Source organism: Bacillus sp. LBA3-1-1.1, assembly GCF_040676495.1.
Classification (GTDB): Bacteria; Bacillota; Bacilli; order Bacillales; family Bacillaceae_G; genus Bacillus_A; species Bacillus_A nitratireducens.
Genome location: NZ_JBEGIB010000008.1, coordinates 38,322 through 57,495 on the forward strand (window position 1 = coordinate 38,322; position 19,174 = coordinate 57,495).

Sequence of the window (19,174 nt, forward strand, 5' to 3'; positions counted from 1 at the left end):
AAAAATTATTTAATGCACTTTTAACATCCTTAATCAATGAATTCTCGTCTTCCCTAACCTTCTTGTATGCATCCAAAAATATATTATCAGCACCCTTTCAAAAGTTAAAATGACTGAATGTCATTCATTACTATTGTATGTGAACAATTCACAATATGTCAACTGTGAATTTTCATACTGAATATGGACAGCAGCATAATAAAAACGAAATACATTTAGGAAAAAATTTCATTTCCACCTGTATATTTCTCAATAATCTGTTAATAATAAGGGTAACATAATATTTTCTCCATTCCCCCTTGGAGATCCCTTAAATAGAGTAGTTAGCTTTTGCTAACTGCTCTATTTTATTTGTCGGCACACTATGGTGAAATACCCATAGATCAAATCCATTTTTCATCACATAACAAGGAACAGAGTATTTTTTAATCTATTTATTTTTCAACGAGTCTTTGTATGCAATAATTTTATTTGCGAGCATCTTCTCCGTAATTTCTAAGTTTTCTCTTTGAGTTCGAATAGATTTTTTATGATTTTCTAACAGTTGTAAACGAGCTTCGGTCGTATGCTCCCCTTCTGTATATAATCTAGCGTATTCCCTTATTTTTGCTATCGGCATTTGCGTTTGTTTTAACTTCATTACAAACTGCAACCACTTTATATGTGATTCTTCATACAGTCGATTCCCATTTGTATCGCGATTTGCAATTAATATGTTCTCTTTTTCATAATAACGTAATGTATGTGTGCTCACTCCTAATAATTTAGCTACCTCGCTAATTGTGTACATACTCATACTCCCTCCACATGCCATTTACCATCATATATTTGACTGCTTTATTAAATGTATAAAAAACATTTGACTTAGAGTATACTCTAACAAATAAAATCTAACCATACTAAATTAATTTGAACTTAGGGGGATTTTATATGAAATATACTGTTATTACTGGTGCTAGTTCCGGAATTGGCTATGAATCGGCTTTAGCCTTTGCATCTCGCGGAAAAAATTTAATACTTGTAGCTCGAAGAAAAGAAGAATTAGACGGATTAAAATTAAAAATTAAAGAAATGCATCCAAAGTTGGAAGTTGTCATTCGAAGAACTGATTTATCCGTCACTGAAAATGTTTATAAACTTTATGAAAGCCTACAAACTTTTCAAATTGAAACGTGGATTAACAACGCAGGATTTGGTAATTTCGCCTCAATTGCCGAACAAAATTTAAATAAAATAGAAACGATGTTACATGTAAATATAGAAGCACTAACAATACTCTCTTCCCTTTTCGTTCGAGATTATTCAATGGTTGATGGGACACAGCTTATTAACGTTTCATCGGGCGGTGGATATACGATTGTGGCTAATGCTGTTACGTATTGCGCTACAAAATTCTATGTAAGTGCATTTACAGAAGGATTATCTCACGAACTGAAAGAACAAGGTGCAAAATTACAAGCAAAAGTTTTAGCTCCTGCTGCAACTGAAACAGAGTTCGCGAAACGCTCATTTGATATTGATGAATTCCAATACGATAATGTTGTACCAAAATTCCACACCGCAAAACAAATGGCACAATTTATGCTCGACCTTTATGATAGCGATAAAGTTGTAGGGCTTGTCGATGGTTCTACGTATAACTTTGAGCTTAGAGATCCGCTTTATAATTTTGCAGTAAGACAAACGAATTCAAATTCTTAACAACATCTCATTTCTGACTAAAATATAGATACCCACTATTTCTTAAATAATAGTGGGCCTTTTCTCTCTCTAAAAATTTCACCCAACATACCGTATCATCGCCACCTCATCACAATAATCAACTTTGGGGCAATGTCTACAATCAATCCACACTTTTTCTGGTAATGCTTCTCTATTCACAAAATCAAACCCGCACTTTTGAAAAAATTCCGTTTCATATGTTAAAGAAATTACCCTGTTCACTTTTATCTTTTCCGCCTCATTCATTACATGATTTACTAACTTACGCCCTATCCCTTTTCCTGCATATGTATGCGAAACTACTAACGATCGTACTTCTGCAAGATCCTCTCCTAACACATGTAAACCAGCAACTCCAACGATTTCCTCTCCTTCTTTCATAACATATAAACATTGTAAATATTGATAGAGAGACAAAAGAGAACGCGGCAAAACAACTCCTTCTTTTGCATACATTTCAATGAGATTATAAATTTCTTTCACATCACTTGTAACCGCATTAAAGATTTTCATATTATATCCCCTTGCCTCCGATATTAATATTCATAACTCGAACTGTATTTTAATACATAATTTTATATAATAATACATCTCTCTTTTCTCCTCGTCAATCACTTTATACAAACAAAAAACCAAGCAATCTAATCGATGCTCGGTTCCTCATTTCGTATCGGCAATACCGTCGAATATTTGATTTCACGAAGTGCTAAACTCGTCTGTATCCGTGTAATACCAAGCTTGTTCAACTTTCTAATAAACTGCTCTAGTTCTTTACGATCACGATTTGCAACCTTTAATAAATAATCATACTCTCCTGTTAAACAGTGACATTCTAACACTTCTGGCATCGCTTCTAATTCTTTTTCCAACACTTCCAGCTTATCTGATTGATGAATATTCGTACTCATAAAAATGAAGCATAGTAAATCAAAACCAAGCTTTTCTTGATTTAAAATTGCTACTTGCTTATCAATAAAACCTTCCCCATCTAACCTTTTTATTCTTGCATGCATAGCAGCCGGTGATAAATTAACGCGTCGTGCAAGCTCTGCGTTACTTACTTGTGATTCCTTCTGCAATATATCTAAAATTTGTACATCTAAATCATCTAACACTTTAATAACAGATGACTCCATCAAAATTCCCCCTTTTTATTACCGATGATTATTCGAAAAAACACCTCACACCTCACATAAAACTGAACGTTTTTCTATAAATCGCATTTACAACAAAAGATTTTATTGATTTTTAACCATTATACAAAAGAATATATTACACAATAAAGAAAAATGCTAAAATTATTTACAATTCATATTAATTACGGCAAAGGAGATTTTTGTATGCCTTATTTTTACGTCTTTTTACTATTATTAACGAGCTTACTATGGGGAGGAAATTTCGTCGTTGGGAAATCGCTCGTTGATCATGCATCACCAATGACACTGACAAGTTTAAGATGGATGATTGCGATTGTTTGTTTATTACCGATGGTATGGTTTAAAGAAAAAAAAATCGTTCCGCCTCGTGCTGCAATACTTCCGTTAATACTTATGGGCATTTCAGGCGTTGCTCTGTTTAACATTTTTCAATTTTTAGCACTTGAAAAAACATCCGCAACGAATGTAGGGCTTATTTCTACATTAAACGCGATCTCAATTGCACTATTTTCATCTTTATTTTTAAAAGAAAAGGTAAATACTCTTCAAATTTTATCAATGATTCTTTCATTCTTCGGGGTTATCCTCGTCCTTTTAAAAGGTAATTTCGCACTTTTATTTTCACTACATTTTAATAGCGGTGATTTATGGATGATTGCGGCTGTTTGTATTTGGGGAATCTATTCTGTTTGTAGTAAATGGGCTACAAAAACAACTACACCACTCATGGCAACATTATATTCTGGTATTTTCGGCGTTATTTTATTACTGCCATTTAACATAGGTAGCTTCACTGTTTCCAATATTAATTCTTCTTTCATTACATCACTTTTATATACAGGATTAATATCAACAGTACTTTGTATGGTGTTTTGGAATATTGGCGTACAAAAATTAGGAGCTACAACATCAGGTATTTTTCTAAACTTCAATCCCATTTTTACAGCGATTTTAGCATTTATTTTCCTTGGAGAAGAATTAACATGGATTCAAATTTTCGGTACAATTATCGTCGTGACAGGATGTTATTTATTTTCTCATTTCAAAACCGTTGCTATTCAGCCAACTAGAGCTTTAATGCGAAAACATTCTTAATCAAAAACATCGCCACTTTGGTGGCGATGTTTTTATTTACCTTTCATTTCTTTCACATACTGCTTTTCTTCTTCTGGCGATAAACGTTCTGTTGCTTTTCCAGTATCACCACCTTGAATTTCCCACAAAAAGTTATGCTCCTCAACCGTTTGTGAAAAATCCCCTTTCTCCCAGCGCTCCAACGTAGAAAGTAGCTTTGATTTATATTTGAAATTTGTACTGCTTTCTACTGCGTTTTTCGCACTACGAATTTCCTTATTTGTCATTTCAATAAATCCCCATTTTTCAGAGGACTTCACTTTTTGATGTACCATCCTATGCATTGTAGAAATAATTTCATCTTCACTAGCTTGTGGCTTCTCTTCCTTAACTTTCTTCTCCTGTTGCCCCATTACTTTTTGTTCTTTAAGATTCTTCTCCTCCTCCTCTATATAATTAAGAAGTTTAGTAACACCGAATACAGCTCCTATCGCAATTACAATCATTGTAATTGTCCCTATTATCCATTTTTTCATATTATGTACTCCCCATTCCCCTAATAATTACATAAACAAATGGAATCGCCTGCGCACAGCCGATTCCATTTGTTTCCTTATTTCATTTTAAACCTTCATCGCTTCTCGTACAATAAAACTATCCACATATTGCTTTAATTTTACAATTTTTTCATTTTTAAGCTGCCATACATGAACGAATTCTGCTTCAAACGATTTTCCCGTTTCTTTATAAACTCCTGAATAAACCCCTTCAGCAATAATTACATCTTTTTCGTTTACTTCATGGTACGTATTTACACTCGCTTTATAGTTATCCCACTCTGATCCTAAACGGCTAAATACATTTTCCATTATTGCTTCTACACCTATATAAGTTCCCCCGTATGGGAATCCTTCTGCCTCTGTCCATTCTACTTTTTCAGAGAGGGCTTCCGCTAAATGTTTTGCATTCGAAGAAGCTGATCCTTCATATGTGCTTCGAATAATTTCTAAATTTGATTTAGGCATCGTACTTCCTCCCTCGTTTATTTATTCTTTACACAAGTTGTAACTAAATTAGTTACAACTTGTGTAAAAAAATATTCAAATTATTTTATTCTTAATTCAGTTATTGTAACTATTATAGTTACAATAACTCTTCAAGTCAACAATTTATAAATAAAATTTACTTCGTTTTCATTACTTTCTCTTTTAAGAAACGATCTACATATCCTTCTGCTTTTACAACGAATAAATACGCACCCATTGATAATAATGCAAGATCTAATTCATACCCTGGATTCTTTCCATCTCCTAATAATCCTGCTGCTCCATTTACCTTTACGATAGCTCCAGCTAAAATAAGAGCGAATAACAATCCTACATATCTTACGCCTAAACCGATAATTAATAATATACCACCAACTAATTCAACTGTTGCTACGCCATATGCAAGACCACCTGGTAAACCGATGCTTGTAAACCATCCCGCTACGTTATCTATACCTGATTGAAACTTTGCTAAACCGTGTGCAAAGAATGTCACTCCTAACACGATACGAATAATTAAATTCCCAATATATTGATTCATTTTGAACTCTCCTTCTTTGTTTTGTTATGGTGAACATTTATTCACAAGACAAAACAATACGGTATTTCTTTTCATTCGTCAAATGCTTTTTTTTAAGAATACAAAAAACATTATCCGTTTTACGAATAATGTCTTTTATAAAATAGCGCTAATTCAAGCTTTTACTCTATCACACAGAAAATTCGGAACTTTTTTCCAGCGCCAATATAAGGCAATAACGGTACGTCCTCTTCCACAACCATTCCGACAACATTCATTTTCTCATCTACAGGTAAATCATTTACAACAACTTGCATCTCCCCAGCATATCTACCGTACAATTCATTATCAATTGTAATGCTGCCTTTCTTTCTTGCAATTGTATGCATCGGCTGTAACACAACTTTCTTTCCTTCTCTTGATTCAACTGAACGAATGACATCACGAGCCGGGTCAAACCGATTTGTATGCACTTGTTCTACCATTTTTAATACTTCACTTTTCTTTAGCAATGGCTCATATCGCAGCGGAATAATCCCTCTACTCGCACTCGCTATCTCTTGTACACTTTCTAGACTTCCGCTTATATCCCCGATTAACACCTTATCGACACCACACTCTTGTACAAGTTCTAAATACGCTTCAAGCTGGCGCATATTGCGGTGCTTTTCTAACGTTGGTAAGCCTTCATATAACGGACCGCGTTTTTCACCATCTCCCGGAATAAATGCCATCGTTTTTATTCCGCACTCATGTAAATACTTATTTTGTTTTTGTAAAAACGACTTTGCTAGTCCTGTTTCTGGGCGCGGGTAAAAATTATGCCACGCTTCTACATTCTCTACTCGTATATTTTCCGCAAGTAACTCTTTCCAAAATGAATCTGTAATCGTACTCGCATTTAAAGCTACTTTCATTTTATGAGATACGCGTGCAATTTCTTTCGGCGTGATGCCATAATCCATTCGTAAACCAGTAATACCCCACTCTACTAACTCTTCCACATTTTCGTACGTCATCCCTAAATGGTGTAACGATTTTGGAGAAACATCGACCATTAATTCCATTTCATTTTCGAGAGCTTGTTTCCCAAGTATTTGAATTAACTCTTTATACGTATTTGGATCATCTTCTGGAATGTTCAATGATGTAAAAATAGATGAAAACCCGTTTTCCTTCGCTACTTTTAGCCACTCTTCTTGCTTCTTTACTCGTTCTTTTGCAAGATAAATTGAAACTCCTATCATATGAATCTCCCTTTCTATGAATAAAAAAAGAGAAAGGAATCCCTTTCTCTATATGTTTTCTGCCATTTCTTCTTTAAAGCCAAAGAAGTACGTAAAGATGAAACCGAAAGTATATGCAACTACTAACCCAAGGAAATATAATAAATATTTATTATCAGCAATTAACGGAATTAATGATAATCCTGATACACCGATTCCGAGTGCGGCTGTTTTCATAACTGCTTGGAATGCACCGCCAACTGCTGCACCGAGACAAGCAGTAAGAAACGGTTTCCCAAGTGGTAATGTAACCCCGTATAATAACGGTTCGCCAATTCCTAAAAAGCCAACTGGTAATGCACCTTTAATTACGTTACGAAGTCGTTTGTTTTTAGTTTTTACAAAAATAGCAATCGCTGCGCCTACTTGCCCAGCTCCAGCCATTGCTAGTACTGGTAATAAAGGTGTTACGTGCGTTTGATTAATAAATTCCATATGAATTGGTGTTAAACCGTGATGCAATCCGACCATAACGAGAGGTAAAAATGTTCCAGCAAGCACCGCTCCCGCAAACGCTCCGCCAATACTTAAAATACCATTAATTCCGCTTGTAATTCCTTCAGATAAGAAACCTGCTACCGGCTGAATTGCTAACATCGTTACGATACTTACCACTAACACAGTAATAAGCGGTGTTACGATAATATCAACTGCATTTGGTACAGCTTTTCGAACTTGTCTTTCCACTACAACCATAAGCCATGCTGCAAAAATAACTGCAAATAATCCGCCCCGTCCGGGTACTAGCGCTTCACCGAATAATTTTACAGTCGCCATCGCCGGGTTAAAAATTAAAATACCAGCAATTGCCCCAAGAACTGGTGTCCCGCCAAATTCTTTCGCTGTATTCCAGCCGACTAAAATGCCTAAGAATGTAAAGATACCGCCACCAATGAGTAGTAGCATTTGTAGCCACGTTGCATTCGGATCGGCACCTGCGTTTTTCGCAAAGTTAGCCACCCCATTTATAATTCCTGACGCAACAAGCCCCGGAATTAACGGAATGAAAATACTTCCTATTTTTCTTAAAAAGTTTTTCACTGGTGTATTATTTTTCTTCTTAATCTCTGACTTCATCTCTTGCCCAAGGTCTTCAAGGTGATGATCTGCCACCTCACCAATTCGCAGGCCTGTTAAACCTTCCATTTCAGCTGCTACTTTATTTACTGTCCCTGGTCCAACAACAACTTGAAGCGTCTCATCTTCAATAACTCCCATAACCCCTTCAACCTTTTTCAAAAGTTCCATATTCACTTTACTTTCATCATGAAGCGTTAATCGCAGTCTCGTCATACAATGAGCAATGCCACGAATATTTTTTACTCCCCCAAATTGCTCTGAAATCTCTTTGGCCATTCTCTCTTCTTTCTTCATAATAGAATCCCCCTCCCTATTATTTTATAGTGCCTTCTTCACAAACCCTTTCGCTTCTTTTAATTTCTCCAGTGCTTCCCCATACTCACACTGCAATAACACCATAACAATCGCAGCTTTCACATTACGTTCTGCTTTTTCATAATACTCTGCTGCTACTTCATAACTAATGCCTGTTGCTTCCACAATAATTCGTTTTGATCGTTCTACTAACTTTTCATTTGTAGATTGAACATCTACCATTAAGTTTTTATATACTTTCCCAACACCAATCATAGAAGCTGTTGAAATCATATTGAGTACTAATTTTTGCGCTGTACCAGCCTTCAAACGCGTTGAGCCTGTTAAAATTTCTGCGCCTGTTTCTACTTCCACATTTAGTTTTGCATATTTACTTATTTCAGCATTTTTATTACAAGAGATACTAGCTGTACTCGCTCCCACGCTGCCTGCGTACTTCAAGCCGCCAATTACATAAGGAGTTCGGCCACTTGCTGCAATTCCAATCACTGTATCTTTCTCGTTTAATCCAATGCTTTTTAAATCTTCTTCTGCTAACTCTTCGCGGTCTTCGGCACCTTCTACCGCTTTAGTAAACGCTTTCAATCCACCTGCTATAAATCCTTGTACCATTTTATCATCTGTACCAAATGTCGGCGGACATTCAACCGCGTCTAAAATACCTAAACGGCCACTCGTACCAGCCCCAATGTAAATTAATCGGCCCTCTTCTTCAAAAGATTGAATAACAGCCCCTACAATCTTTGCAATTTCTTCTATTTCATTTTCAACTGCTAACGCAACAGTTCGATCTTCTTGATTCATACTTTGTAAAACTTCTTTTATGCTCATCTCATCTAAATTCATCGTCTTCTCATTACGATGTTCTGTCGATAAATTTTCTAACATATTACCACCCACTTTGAAATTTAATTTCATACTTTCATTATAATTTTAGGAAATTTAAAATCAGTATTACTTTATTATTTTATGAAATTTTATTTCTTTTCATGACGAATTTATGTCAGTATGCAAAAAAAGATGGGTTTCCTCATCTTCTCATTTTAACTTCCGTAACCGTAGAGCTTCTTCTCTTGTCTCCATAAATTGATCCAACACTTTATTACCAATACGATTAAAAGTAATCACATATAAAGCATCAATCATATTCAGTTGTGTCATTCTTGAAGCAATACTTGCAATACGATGATCTTGCTCTACATCTGGCATACAAAGACGAATATCCGCTTCTTTATATAAAGGTGATGATTGGTCAAGCTTTGTAATCGCAATAACTGTTGCACCTTGTCTCTTCGCATATTGCGCCATTTCAAGTACATCTTTCGTACGACCAGATGTTGAAATCGCAACAAATATATCGCCTTCTATTAAATTCGTCACAAGCGGCAACATCATATGAAAATCAGATAGCATCATCGCTGTAAATCCGAGCCTTGTAAATTTATAAGCCCCGTCCATCGCCGGAGTAGCCGATCCGCCTACTCCGTAAAATATAATTTTATCCGCATTTACAATACGATCTGCAGCTTTCTCAAGTTCCTTTTTATCTATCGCAGTAACGCTCGCCTCAATTGCAGCTTTATTCACATATGTAACTTTATTAAACAAGTCGTACGGTCCATCTTCCGTATTCATCACTGAAAAATCATTAATATTATAATCAGCAATCGTTAATTCACGAACGAGCGCGATTTTAAATGATTTAAAGCTCCCAATCCCAATCGACTTACAAAAGCGAACAACACTTGCCTCACTTGCGCCTGCATTCGTTGACACTTCTTTCGTCGTTAAGTTCGGAACAATTTCTGCATTCTCCATTATGTACATGGCAACCTTCTTTTCGGCTGGTGAAAATTGATCCATATTACTTTCAATTTTAAATAGTAATGTTGAAGCTTTCACTATTTAACCTCCACTTCTTATGGTTGCGTATATTCTCTAATATCATTTGTATCATATAGATAAAAACCATCATTGCCAGGTGGATGGTGAACAATTACAGTTCGATCCCCTTTTTTATATGACGTTATTTCACCTTCAGATCGCTGTTTTTCCCATCCATGTATCCAAATTGCAAAGTCAGGTACAAAAGCAGTGTACTTATAGTCTTTCGGATTTTCGTCTTCTACATAGGAAGAAAAAATAGAAACTGGAAATTTTTTCACTTTTGACTCTTTCCATGCAGTAAATGGTATACATAGTGCAATAAGTATGATTACACCTATAACTTTCCCCTTTGTAATCTTCACACTTCCCTCTCCTTGTCATATCACATACATAGATTTTATCATAATTACAATCCATTCATGCTACATGACCACTGCATTTTGCAATAAAAAAAGAACTTACCTACATCAGATAAGCCCTTCCTCTCTATACAAAATACTTCTTCAAAAGCGGCGGCGTAATAATTGTCGTCAATATAACAACAATGACAATCGCTGTGAAATTTTCTTTCGCTAACAAATTCGCCGCAAGTCCATTTGCTGCGATGATAAGCGCCACTTCTCCGCGCGAAACCATTCCCGCACCGATACTAATAGAAGATTGAAGGTTGAATCCTGTCAGTCTTGCGCCTAAACCTGATCCGATTAACTTTGTGAATATCGCAATAAGAGTCATGATGATAATGAACCAAAGCTGGCTTCCGATACCTTGAAATGTAATTTCCATTCCGATACTTACGAAGAACACTGGAACAAATATTGCATAAGCAATTGGTTCAATTTTATGTTCCACTTCATGCTTATACTCTGTTTGAGAAATGGCAATTCCAGCTGCGAATGCTCCAATAATACCTGCAATCCCCATCATTTCACTGTAATACGAAAAAGAGAAACAAATAATAAGAGCTGCACTAATTAATGCTTCTGTTACGCGAAGTGGTACGAGCATTTTCATAATCCATGGAACAACTTTCCAAGAGATGAAAACAATACTTACAAAAAAGATAATTTTCTTTGCAATGACTAGCGTTACATTTACATCTTGTGTACCTAAAAAACTCATCACAAATGCTAATAAAATAACGACAATTACATCATCAAATACAGCTGCACCTAAAATCGTCGTACTTTCTCTCGTATTCATTTTCCCTAAATCTCTTAGTGTTTGAACAGAAATACTAACCGAAGTGGCACAAAGTAATAACCCTAAAAAGATCGCATGCGACTGTAACATTCCAAACGCAAGTCCTGCTAAATACCCACCAAGGAATGGGAAAATAATTCCTCCCATCGCTACTGCGAATGCAGATTTTAAATTACGATTTAACTCTTCTAAATCAGTTTCGAGTCCTGCCATAAACATAAGTAGCAAAACACCAATTTCGCTAAGCTCATCAATAAGTTCTGAACTATTAATAATACCTAGCAAAGCCGGACCGATAATAATACCAACAATTAATTTACCAAGTACAGAAGGCTGGCCGAGTCTCACGCTAATATCACCAGCTAATTTCGTACAAAGTAAAATGACAACAAGTTCAAAATAGAATAACATAGCATCTTCTCCTACTTTATAAAGTGAAACTTTAATCAGTGGGGAATTTTCCCATCCCCGCTGATTATTAGCCCGCACCAATCGGGCATTTACGGGCAGTTAATGCGGGATAAAGTGAAACTTTTATGAGTGGTTTTGTCACTCTGTTAACCCTCGTCTATTTCTGCAAGTAGTTTCCCCTATTCATTCGCATTTTATTTGTCATATTTTTTATTTGACAAAATATTCTGAATTATATTAAGATTAACCCAGAATTTTTAAAAAACTACATACCATAACTGTACCTCCATTCACTTACATACTCTTTTCTAGTGGACTCATAATATATTCGCAGTTATGGAAATGAAAAAACGGGGGGAGAGTCCAAAGTGAAGTCATTATTACGAAAAAAAGCGCTTAGTACTGAATCACCACAGCAGTTAGATAGAACATTAACCGCACTCGATTTAACATTTTTAGGAATTGGCGCCGTAATTGGGACAGGAATCTTTGTATTAACAGGTATTGTCGCAGCGAAACATTCTGGTCCTGGTATTATGCTATCATTCCTTATTGCTGCATTTACTTGTGCTTGTGTAGCCTTTTGTTATGCCGAATTTGCTTCTTCTATTCCTGTCTCAGGAAGTGTGTATACTTACGCATACATGACAGTCGGAGAAGTTGTCGCCTTTATCGTTGGTTGGTGTTTAATGCTCGAATATTTACTTGCCGTCGCAGCAGTAGCTGTCGGTTGGTCTGGTTATTTACAATCTTTACTACAAGGATTTAACATCCATCTGCCCGCCATAATAGCCTCGGCCCCTGGTACAGGAAAAGGTGGTCTCATTGATTTACCAGCTGTTTGTATTTTACTTCTCATTACTGGGCTTTTAAGTTTTGGGATACGCGAAAGCGCACGCATTAATAATGTTATGGTCCTTATAAAATTAGCAGTTATTATCGCCTTTATCGTAGCGGGTGCAAAATATGTAAAGCCTGAAAATTGGACACCGTTCATTCCATTCGGGTACGACGGTATTATTACCGGAGCTGCCACTGTCTTCTTCGCCTTTTTAGGTTTTGATGCAATCGCAACCGCGGCAGAAGAAACGAAAAAACCGCAGCGTGATTTACCAATTGGCATTATCGGTTCCCTTCTTATTTGTACAGTTTTATACATGATCGTATCTTTCGTTTTAACAGGCATGGTTCCTTATACGCAATTAGACGTTTCTGATCCAGTTGCATTTGCACTACATTTCGTTGGTGAAGATACAATTGCGGGGCTACTTGCAGTTGGTGCGATGACAGGAATGACAACCGTTCTTTTAGTCGTTATGTATGGACAAGTTCGTGTTTCTTATGCAATGAGTCGAGACGGCTTACTCCCGAAAGCGTTATCACGCGTAAATAAAAAAGTAAAAATCCCTTTATTAAACACATGGATTACTGGCGTATTTGCAGCTTTATTAGCAGGACTTTTAGACCTACATTTACTAGCGAATTTAGTAAACATCGGTACGTTAACAGCCTTCACATTCGTTTGCTTTGCTGTACTTATTTTACGTAAAACTCATCCTGATTTAAAACGTGGCTTCCGCACACCACTCGTACCTGTACTACCAATTGTCGCTATTCTTTGTTGTTTATATTTAATGATGAATCTCTCCAAAACAACATGGATCAGCTTTGCAATTTGGCTTATAGTCGGTTTATGCGTCTACTTCTTCTACTCTAGAAAACATAGTCATTTAGCTACTGAAAAAACAAATGATGAGAAAAAAGAAGCATAAAAAAAATAGCTCGCCTATCATAAAGGCGAGCTATTTTCATTAACGATTGTAAAACAAAAAATATACCGATCAACTTTTGTATACTTATCCCGCTATTTGCCGGGCAGTAAGACTCCCACTGATTAAAGCTTCACTTTATTTTCCCTTACTTCGTCTCTTTCTTTTTCTTTCTCCACGCGTTTACACTATCAAAGAAAAAGTTAATAAATAGCGTTCCTAATCCCGCCAATAAAAATGTCATTAGAAATAGAACCCATATACTTTTATCTTTTAATAAATAATATCCTACAAGGAGCACAACGGCGATCCATACATATTCAAGAATTCTTTTTAGCTTTTTCTCTTCCAAATTATTCGCTCCTTTTTCTATACTACTTTTAGTATAACAAAAAAGAAGCCTATCATGATAAGCTTCTTTTTCTTATACCTTACTTATTGATACTTTTTTCAACGAGTGAAATAGCGTGCTCTAACGTACGATTCATTGATTCTACATACTCATCTTTTACATTTTTATCTTTTAACACAGCTTCTGCAACTGTGATTTTTTGACTTAATGATTTAACTGAACCGTCTGTTACATTTCCATCTTGCGCTTTCTTTACTAAAGCTTTTGCAAATTCAACATTCACTTGTAACTTTTCTTTCGGGGTTTTAGGCTGTTCTTCTGCCACTTTTGATTGTACAAATGTTTGGTTTGCTGTTTTTAATTCATTATACATTTGAACAATTTGTTCTCCTGTACTCGCTATATTCTCAAACACTTTCTTTGCATTGTCATAACCTTTTTGTAATTCTTTAAAAGCTTCTTGAGAATATTGACCTGGCTTTTCACCAAATTCATAAGTACCTGCCAATACTTCTTTCGCTTTTCCGATTTCTTCATATAACGTATTTGCTTGCTCTAATTTTGTACGAGTAGAAAACTCGTTATATGCCGCTACTACTTCTGAAGAACTTAATGCTTTACTATATAATTTTGCGAGTGTAATTTGTCCATTTAACGGAATACCGCCATTTCCGTTGCTATCAGGATCTGCACCAAGTGCGAATGGTACGTTCGGGTGATATACTTTCCCTTGAGCTGGCTGACTATTTACTTTTTTACCATCTACATAAATTGCTACTTCACTGCCGTTATATGTTCCTGTTAAATGATACGTTTTGTTTGCTTCTAATTGAACACCCACACGTTTATAGCTTCCGCCAATATGAGCCCATAATTCTACATATCCACTTCCTGTAGACTCAAAACCAATTCCACCGCTCTCTGTATTTTGCAAAATACCTTGTCCGCGAATTTCATTCATTGAAAATACAGTTTCTAACGTAAATGAATTTGCTACTTTTTCTTTTTGTGCTGCTGAAAATGGAAGATACCCAAATGTATTTGCTTTTCCATTTAATTTCATTACATTTGTTTTCAATGCTTTATCATATTCAATAGATACATTCCCTTTCACATCACCTTTTGTTCCAAACGGTGAGTTATCTTTAAATGTACCATCTAAGAAATTCACATCAAAAACGTCTGCCTTTGGCACTTTTACATTCGGATCGATATTATCTTTTTTCGTTGTGATTTCTGCAGTTAATGGCTGCGCGCTCTCATTTCCAAACGAATCAATCGCAACTACTTCAAGTGTATATGCTTTCCCGCCATCTAATCCTGCAAGTGTAAATGTAAGTTCTTTTGGAACTGGATCACGATAAAACTCTGAGAATGCTAACAATTTATTCTTTATTTCTCCAGTTTGCTTATCTCTAGCTTGTACACGATAAGAATGAACAAGAAGGTTGTCCAATGCTTGCTGGAATGTTACTGTTGCTGCATTTTCTGTTACATTTGATACCGATAACTTCGCATCTTTTGCAAAGTAAGGCTTTTCTTTATCGCGATCTTCTACATGCGTAAATGTTTCTTTCTTTGATGGCAACTGAATTTTCCATGGCTCACCTGTCCAAGAATTCGTATGGAAGTCGCGGCGATTAATCGTTACTTCTTTATCATCCACTTCTACTAATAAACCTTGACTTAATGTACTCGCCCCTGACGGGATATTTCCTTGTACTTTACCACCTTCAACTTCCATATAACTTACAGAAGATGTACCAACAGATGTAAAGTCTTTTTGATGAATCGATCTTGGATCATCTAATGGATAATGTGAATGACCTGAAAATGTAATGACTTGTGGGTACTCTTTTAACACTGCATTAATTTTTGCACTATCTTGTGTTCCCCATTCATGACTACCGTATACTGTATCTTTAATATGCTGATGTAAAAATACGAAAATCGGTTTTTCCGGATCATCTTTTTGTGCCTTTGCCATTTCTTCTTTTAACCAATTAATTTGCTTGTCCGAATAATAGCCATGTGTTGTTCCATTCTCTGGAGACATAACAAGGAAATGATACCCCTTTACCACCTTATGATAATAAATCGATTCCATTCCTGTCTTTTCTAAAAAACGCTTCTGCGCTCCCTCTTCTGATAAACCGTTCCAATAATCATGATTACCAAGAGAATTCATTCGTACCGCATCTTTATTTGCATTTTCGTTATACACTTGCATGAAACGATCATATTGTTGCAGCGATCCTGAATCTGTGAAATCACCTACAATAACAAATGCATCTTGCTTTGGGGCAAGTGTATTAAACTGCTCAATCGCTCGTTTCCAGCGAAACGTATCGTCTGTTCCACTATTTTTAATATGTACATCACTTACAACTGGAAAAACTATCTTCTTCTCACTTGGTGCCTTTTCTTGCTTTTTCTCTTCCGCTTTAACCGACGTACTCCACGGTAATGATACAAATGCCAATACAAACACCATTAATAATCCAATAAGACCTTTTACTTTTCGTAAAGCAGTTCTTTCCACGTGAATCCTCCTCATAATAATTGATTCATTACAAGGGCTATTTTATCTTAAACATATTAATATCGTTTAAATAACAAATGAATTTTATTAGATTTTTGTAAATATACAGTTAATTAGGTGTTAAGTCCAACATTACTCGTACTATTGTATACAACCACCTTTTGTCTAAAAGAGTCTGATCATTCTTTTCCCATGTCTATTCACATATAATCTTTTCTATAACATTAATGATAAGTTAAGCTGTAAGCCTATTAGACAATCTTAATTTTAAAAATTTTCTTCTTTTCTTAACACATCGGCCATGCTTCTACATTTAATAGTAGTAAAAGACAACTTAAAAAGGAGGGGTTGTATTGAAGAACAAAAAAAATATTGGCTGTTTCGCTCCTTTATCTATCATTTGCCCAGAGCCTTGTCCACCATCCCCTCCTCCGAATCCCAATTGTGAACTAGTAACAAATGAATTTGCTGGGAATTTCCTCATAACTAACAACACCATTCCCTCTACCAAAGATGCACTACAATCAATGATACTGTGGCAAAGTGATGGGATACTGCTTATATCAGGTACTGTCTCGGTTTACAATAGTACTAGCAGCACTGAAGCAATTACAATTCAAATCATTGGAGCAGTAACCAATATTTCCACTGTGTTTCCTGGCAATACAATATCTTACACAGGTAAAGATTTAAAATCCGTTAGTATTATTAATATACAAAATAATCCTTCACTATATTTAGAAGGCAAGTACTGTTGCCAATTTACATGTTGCTTATAGAATACCAATTTTATTACTTCCTCAATTTTAAAAAAGCATACCATTTACGGTATGCTTTTTTTATGAAATTGGATAACGTACTGTAATACAAAACTCTCCTTGATTAACAGTCGTTCCCGTCGTTGTAATTCGAACAGTAGTAAAGTGCCTCACTGTGAAAGTACCACTACTTTGCGGTTGTACAGTAATCGTATCGACTACTGTAACACCTACTAAAAAATCCACTGTAATTGGATTCGCACCTGTATCATATTTTACATAACCTGAACCGTATATTTCTTGTGTAAGATTATTCGTATAGACAATTTGAGTACCCGCACCTGTAATTGACCAGTCTGCACATACTTGATCTTGCACAAGTGTTTTATTAGAACAACAAGACAAACTGGAACTTCTCATTCCCATTTCAACCCTCTCCTATTCTTCTACGAAAGTGAATAGCGTGTCGTAATACAAAATTCTCCCTGATACGTTCCAGCAGGTGTTGCAGGTAACACAACTTGTATACTATCAAAGCGGCGATACGTAAACGCGATACTCGTTCCTGGGTTTAATGTTTGTGTATCAATTGTAGCCCCAGCAGAATCAAGTGCTTCTACAGTAATTGGGCCTGGTCCAACATCATATTTTACAAAACCAGTACCAATTACGTTTTGGTTAATATTATTTGTATAGAGAACATTATCAATTGCTGTTGTAACTACAGTAGCAGACCACGGACTACACACTTTATCTTGCACATAATTTTTATCTGGACAGCAAGTTAATGCTGACCCTGAGCACTCACAAGACATAGTTGTTTCCCCTCTCTCTTTTATATTCCCTATATGTGTATGTCCCTCAGAGTCTTTTGCCTGTACTATTCATCTATTTTCAAAAAATATGCAAATTCCATTACCAATGACTAGATAGATTCCGATCTGTTTCGTTTTTTCATAAATTTATAGATTAAAATACCACCTACAATAATAAGAACGACCGCTAATATCGGTAGCATATATTGCCCAACAACACCCGCTGCTTTTTCCCAATGCGGACCTAATTTCATTCCAAAATAAATATACAAAGTCGTTAATGGGAACATTGCTACAAATGTATATATACTAAATTTCCATATATTCATTTTCGCCATACCACATGGAACAGAAATAAGCGTTCGAACTCCTGGCACAAAGCGTCCAACAAATGCTACAACTGGTCCATATTTCTCAAAGAAATCATCTGCTTTTTGAATTTGTTCTTCTTTAATAAAGAAGTATTTCCCGTATTTTATTAATAGAGGACGACCACCGTAATAACCGAGTGCGTATAACGTTAATGGTCCTGTCGTTCCACCCAGTGTTCCAGCTAATACAGCTAGCCAAAAATTCATATCACCCTCGTATACCCAATATCCAACCATAGGCAAAACTACTTCTGCTGGAATAAATTCAAACGTTAATGCTAACACAACTCCAAAATAAGAAAACTGCTTTAAAAACTCGATTATATCTAAAATAATTTGCTCCATATTTTCAACTCCTATCCTACGTTTACGTTATGCTTTTCTTGTAATTGAACTGGCGCCATTTTTACAATTCGATTCAAAATGAACAACACAATTCCAATATCATCTAAAATACCGATAAACGGCAGGAAGTCTGGAATTAAATCAAGCGGCATCGCAACATACCCAACTAAAAAAGCAATAGATAAGATTTTCTTCTTTATTGAAACCTCTTTTGAAGTAAAAAAGTCAAATAAAAATGGAACAAAACGGCGAACACGAAATACAACTCTTAATCTACTAATAAGTTTTTTCATTTTTATATCTCCTCTCTTTGTATACAAAAAGGACCCTACCAAGTATGGTAAGGGTCCTAAAAAAGACAAGAAGGGGCCTTTACCATTGCTGGTAAAGGTCTCACTAACAACGAAATCGTTGCCAATAAAGCCGAGGGTTTCTCCCTGTAATGACGACTTTATTGTAATAAGTTACTCCCCTTTATATACACAATTTTATACACTCACATTAAAATATTTGCCTAAGCT

At 35.7% G+C, this 19,174-nt stretch carries 22 protein-coding genes; 4 read left to right on the top strand and 18 right to left on the bottom strand.

The features are described 5' to 3' along the window. Positions 1 to 430: 430 nt before the first annotated feature. On the bottom strand, positions 431 to 790 hold the full coding sequence (locus tag MRBLBA3_RS08605) for a MerR family transcriptional regulator (protein ID WP_098883390.1): 360 nt from the start codon (positions 788 to 790) through the stop codon (positions 431 to 433). 140 nt (positions 791 to 930) lie between these two features. Here MRBLBA3_RS08605 and MRBLBA3_RS08610 point away from each other — a divergent pair, with 140 nt between their 5' ends. Next, entirely contained in the window at positions 931 to 1,701 is a 771-nt protein-coding gene (locus tag MRBLBA3_RS08610; RefSeq protein ID WP_098883391.1) for an SDR family NAD(P)-dependent oxidoreductase, read from the top strand. Positions 1,702 to 1,779: 78 nt separating this feature from the next. Here the strand turns inward: MRBLBA3_RS08610 and MRBLBA3_RS08615 are convergent, their stop codons facing one another. Together MRBLBA3_RS08615 and MRBLBA3_RS08620 are read right to left on the bottom strand one after the other, a co-directional pair. Next, a complete protein-coding gene (locus MRBLBA3_RS08615; protein ID WP_098883392.1) occupies positions 1,780 to 2,235 on the bottom strand; it encodes an N-acetyltransferase in 456 nt (151 codons plus the stop codon). 128 nt (positions 2,236 to 2,363) lie between these two features. Continuing rightward, positions 2,364 to 2,858, bottom strand: a complete 495-nt coding sequence (locus MRBLBA3_RS08620) for an Lrp/AsnC family transcriptional regulator (protein ID WP_000446106.1) — start codon at positions 2,856 to 2,858, stop codon at positions 2,364 to 2,366. 204 nt (positions 2,859 to 3,062) lie between these two features. Here MRBLBA3_RS08620 and MRBLBA3_RS08625 point away from each other — a divergent pair, with 204 nt between their 5' ends. After that, the gene (locus MRBLBA3_RS08625) at positions 3,063 to 3,974 is read left to right on the top strand and encodes a DMT family transporter (RefSeq protein ID WP_001146284.1); all 912 of its coding nucleotides are present in this window, start codon (positions 3,063 to 3,065) and stop codon (positions 3,972 to 3,974) included. A 32-nt stretch (positions 3,975 to 4,006) separates the two neighbouring features. On the opposite strand, the gene MRBLBA3_RS08630 is transcribed toward MRBLBA3_RS08625, so the two are convergent. The 9 genes from MRBLBA3_RS08630 to MRBLBA3_RS08670 form a co-directional block, all read right to left on the bottom strand. Beyond that, positions 4,007 to 4,489 (bottom strand): PRK06770 family protein, encoded by a 483-nt coding sequence (locus MRBLBA3_RS08630; RefSeq protein WP_098404616.1) that lies wholly within the window; start codon positions 4,487 to 4,489, stop codon positions 4,007 to 4,009. A gap of 87 nt (positions 4,490 to 4,576) precedes the next feature. Further along, complete coding sequence (locus MRBLBA3_RS08635) at positions 4,577 to 4,978, bottom strand: nuclear transport factor 2 family protein (protein WP_001126711.1); 402 nt, start codon at positions 4,976 to 4,978, stop codon at positions 4,577 to 4,579. 157 nt (positions 4,979 to 5,135) lie between these two features. Beyond that, positions 5,136 to 5,540 (bottom strand): DoxX family protein, encoded by a 405-nt coding sequence (locus MRBLBA3_RS08640; RefSeq protein ID WP_001077751.1) that lies wholly within the window; start codon positions 5,538 to 5,540, stop codon positions 5,136 to 5,138. Between the two features lie 161 nt (positions 5,541 to 5,701). After that, entirely contained in the window at positions 5,702 to 6,766 is a 1,065-nt protein-coding gene (locus MRBLBA3_RS08645; RefSeq protein WP_363380844.1) for a DUF871 domain-containing protein, read from the bottom strand. Between the two features lie 48 nt (positions 6,767 to 6,814). Beyond that, positions 6,815 to 8,179 carry a PTS transporter subunit EIIC gene (locus MRBLBA3_RS08650; RefSeq protein WP_363380847.1) on the bottom strand — a complete coding sequence of 455 codons (1,365 nt, stop codon included), beginning with the start codon at positions 8,177 to 8,179 and terminating at the stop codon, positions 6,815 to 6,817. Between the two features lie 24 nt (positions 8,180 to 8,203). Beyond that, entirely contained in the window at positions 8,204 to 9,088 is an 885-nt protein-coding gene (gene murQ, locus MRBLBA3_RS08655) for an N-acetylmuramic acid 6-phosphate etherase (RefSeq protein ID WP_000892369.1), read from the bottom strand. 150 nt (positions 9,089 to 9,238) lie between these two features. Continuing rightward, entirely contained in the window at positions 9,239 to 10,102 is an 864-nt protein-coding gene (locus MRBLBA3_RS08660) for a MurR/RpiR family transcriptional regulator (protein WP_000648176.1), read from the bottom strand. A gap of 17 nt (positions 10,103 to 10,119) precedes the next feature. Continuing rightward, positions 10,120 to 10,449: a hypothetical protein gene (locus MRBLBA3_RS08665; RefSeq protein ID WP_016101746.1), complete on the bottom strand. Its 330-nt coding sequence runs from the start codon at positions 10,447 to 10,449 to the stop codon at positions 10,120 to 10,122. Between the two features lie 124 nt (positions 10,450 to 10,573). Beyond that, complete coding sequence (locus MRBLBA3_RS08670; RefSeq protein ID WP_000899801.1) at positions 10,574 to 11,701, bottom strand: cation:proton antiporter; 1,128 nt, start codon at positions 11,699 to 11,701, stop codon at positions 10,574 to 10,576. A gap of 368 nt (positions 11,702 to 12,069) precedes the next feature. Here MRBLBA3_RS08670 and MRBLBA3_RS08675 point away from each other — a divergent pair, with 368 nt between their 5' ends. Further along, the gene (locus tag MRBLBA3_RS08675) at positions 12,070 to 13,473 is read left to right on the top strand and encodes an amino acid permease (RefSeq protein ID WP_098883395.1); all 1,404 of its coding nucleotides are present in this window, start codon (positions 12,070 to 12,072) and stop codon (positions 13,471 to 13,473) included. A gap of 145 nt (positions 13,474 to 13,618) precedes the next feature. On the opposite strand, the gene MRBLBA3_RS08680 is transcribed toward MRBLBA3_RS08675, so the two are convergent. Beyond that, positions 13,619 to 13,822 carry a hypothetical protein gene (locus MRBLBA3_RS08680; protein WP_000391508.1) on the bottom strand — a complete coding sequence of 68 codons (204 nt, stop codon included), beginning with the start codon at positions 13,820 to 13,822 and terminating at the stop codon, positions 13,619 to 13,621. A gap of 79 nt (positions 13,823 to 13,901) precedes the next feature. Beyond that, complete coding sequence (locus tag MRBLBA3_RS08685) at positions 13,902 to 16,364, bottom strand: FN3 and LamG domain-containing metallophosphoesterase family protein (protein WP_363380852.1); 2,463 nt, start codon at positions 16,362 to 16,364, stop codon at positions 13,902 to 13,904. A gap of 353 nt (positions 16,365 to 16,717) precedes the next feature. Here MRBLBA3_RS08685 and MRBLBA3_RS08690 point away from each other — a divergent pair, with 353 nt between their 5' ends. Further along, positions 16,718 to 17,143, top strand: coding sequence for an S-Ena type endospore appendage (locus MRBLBA3_RS08690; RefSeq protein ID WP_098883397.1), 426 nt, complete (start codon positions 16,718 to 16,720; stop codon positions 17,141 to 17,143). A 60-nt stretch (positions 17,144 to 17,203) separates the two neighbouring features. Here MRBLBA3_RS08690 and MRBLBA3_RS08695 read toward each other — a convergent pair whose 3' ends face one another. The 4 genes from MRBLBA3_RS08695 to MRBLBA3_RS08710 form a co-directional block, all read right to left on the bottom strand. Further along, positions 17,204 to 17,548, bottom strand: a complete 345-nt coding sequence (locus MRBLBA3_RS08695; RefSeq protein ID WP_098883398.1) for a DUF3992 domain-containing protein — start codon at positions 17,546 to 17,548, stop codon at positions 17,204 to 17,206. Positions 17,549 to 17,568: 20 nt separating this feature from the next. Continuing rightward, on the bottom strand, positions 17,569 to 17,937 hold the full coding sequence (locus tag MRBLBA3_RS08700; protein WP_001277545.1) for a DUF3992 domain-containing protein: 369 nt from the start codon (positions 17,935 to 17,937) through the stop codon (positions 17,569 to 17,571). Positions 17,938 to 18,047: 110 nt separating this feature from the next. Next, positions 18,048 to 18,653, bottom strand: a complete 606-nt coding sequence (locus MRBLBA3_RS08705; RefSeq protein ID WP_002010780.1) for a DedA family protein — start codon at positions 18,651 to 18,653, stop codon at positions 18,048 to 18,050. An 11-nt stretch (positions 18,654 to 18,664) separates the two neighbouring features. Next, positions 18,665 to 18,946, bottom strand: a complete 282-nt coding sequence (locus MRBLBA3_RS08710; RefSeq protein WP_000733856.1) for a YkvA family protein — start codon at positions 18,944 to 18,946, stop codon at positions 18,665 to 18,667. Positions 18,947 to 19,174: the final 228 nt, after the last annotated feature.

Excerpts from the sequence above, each read along its gene's own strand:
- MRBLBA3_RS08605 (WP_098883390.1), bottom strand. The coding sequence starts at position 790 with ATGTACACAATTAGCGAGGTAGCTAAATTATTAGGAGTGAGCACACAT.
- MRBLBA3_RS08610 (WP_098883391.1), top strand. The coding sequence starts at position 931 with ATGAAATATACTGTTATTACTGGTGCTAGTTCCGGAATTGGCTATGAA.
- MRBLBA3_RS08615 (WP_098883392.1), bottom strand. The coding sequence starts at position 2,235 with ATGAAAATCTTTAATGCGGTTACAAGTGATGTGAAAGAAATTTATAAT.
- MRBLBA3_RS08620 (WP_000446106.1), bottom strand. The coding sequence starts at position 2,858 with ATGGAGTCATCTGTTATTAAAGTGTTAGATGATTTAGATGTACAAATT.
- MRBLBA3_RS08625 (WP_001146284.1), top strand. The coding sequence starts at position 3,063 with ATGCCTTATTTTTACGTCTTTTTACTATTATTAACGAGCTTACTATGG.
- MRBLBA3_RS08630 (WP_098404616.1), bottom strand. The coding sequence starts at position 4,489 with ATGAAAAAATGGATAATAGGGACAATTACAATGATTGTAATTGCGATA.
- MRBLBA3_RS08635 (WP_001126711.1), bottom strand. The coding sequence starts at position 4,978 with ATGCCTAAATCAAATTTAGAAATTATTCGAAGCACATATGAAGGATCA.
- MRBLBA3_RS08640 (WP_001077751.1), bottom strand. The coding sequence starts at position 5,540 with ATGAATCAATATATTGGGAATTTAATTATTCGTATCGTGTTAGGAGTG.
- MRBLBA3_RS08645 (WP_363380844.1), bottom strand. The coding sequence starts at position 6,766 with ATGATAGGAGTTTCAATTTATCTTGCAAAAGAACGAGTAAAGAAGCAA.
- MRBLBA3_RS08650 (WP_363380847.1), bottom strand. The coding sequence starts at position 8,179 with ATGAAGAAAGAAGAGAGAATGGCCAAAGAGATTTCAGAGCAATTTGGG.
- murQ (WP_000892369.1), bottom strand. The coding sequence starts at position 9,088 with ATGTTAGAAAATTTATCGACAGAACATCGTAATGAGAAGACGATGAAT.
- MRBLBA3_RS08670 (WP_000899801.1), bottom strand. The coding sequence starts at position 11,701 with ATGTTATTCTATTTTGAACTTGTTGTCATTTTACTTTGTACGAAATTA.
- MRBLBA3_RS08695 (WP_098883398.1), bottom strand. The coding sequence starts at position 17,548 with ATGGGAATGAGAAGTTCCAGTTTGTCTTGTTGTTCTAATAAAACACTT.
- MRBLBA3_RS08700 (WP_001277545.1), bottom strand. The coding sequence starts at position 17,937 with ATGTCTTGTGAGTGCTCAGGGTCAGCATTAACTTGCTGTCCAGATAAA.
- MRBLBA3_RS08705 (WP_002010780.1), bottom strand. The coding sequence starts at position 18,653 with ATGGAGCAAATTATTTTAGATATAATCGAGTTTTTAAAGCAGTTTTCT.
- MRBLBA3_RS08710 (WP_000733856.1), bottom strand. The coding sequence starts at position 18,946 with ATGAAAAAACTTATTAGTAGATTAAGAGTTGTATTTCGTGTTCGCCGT.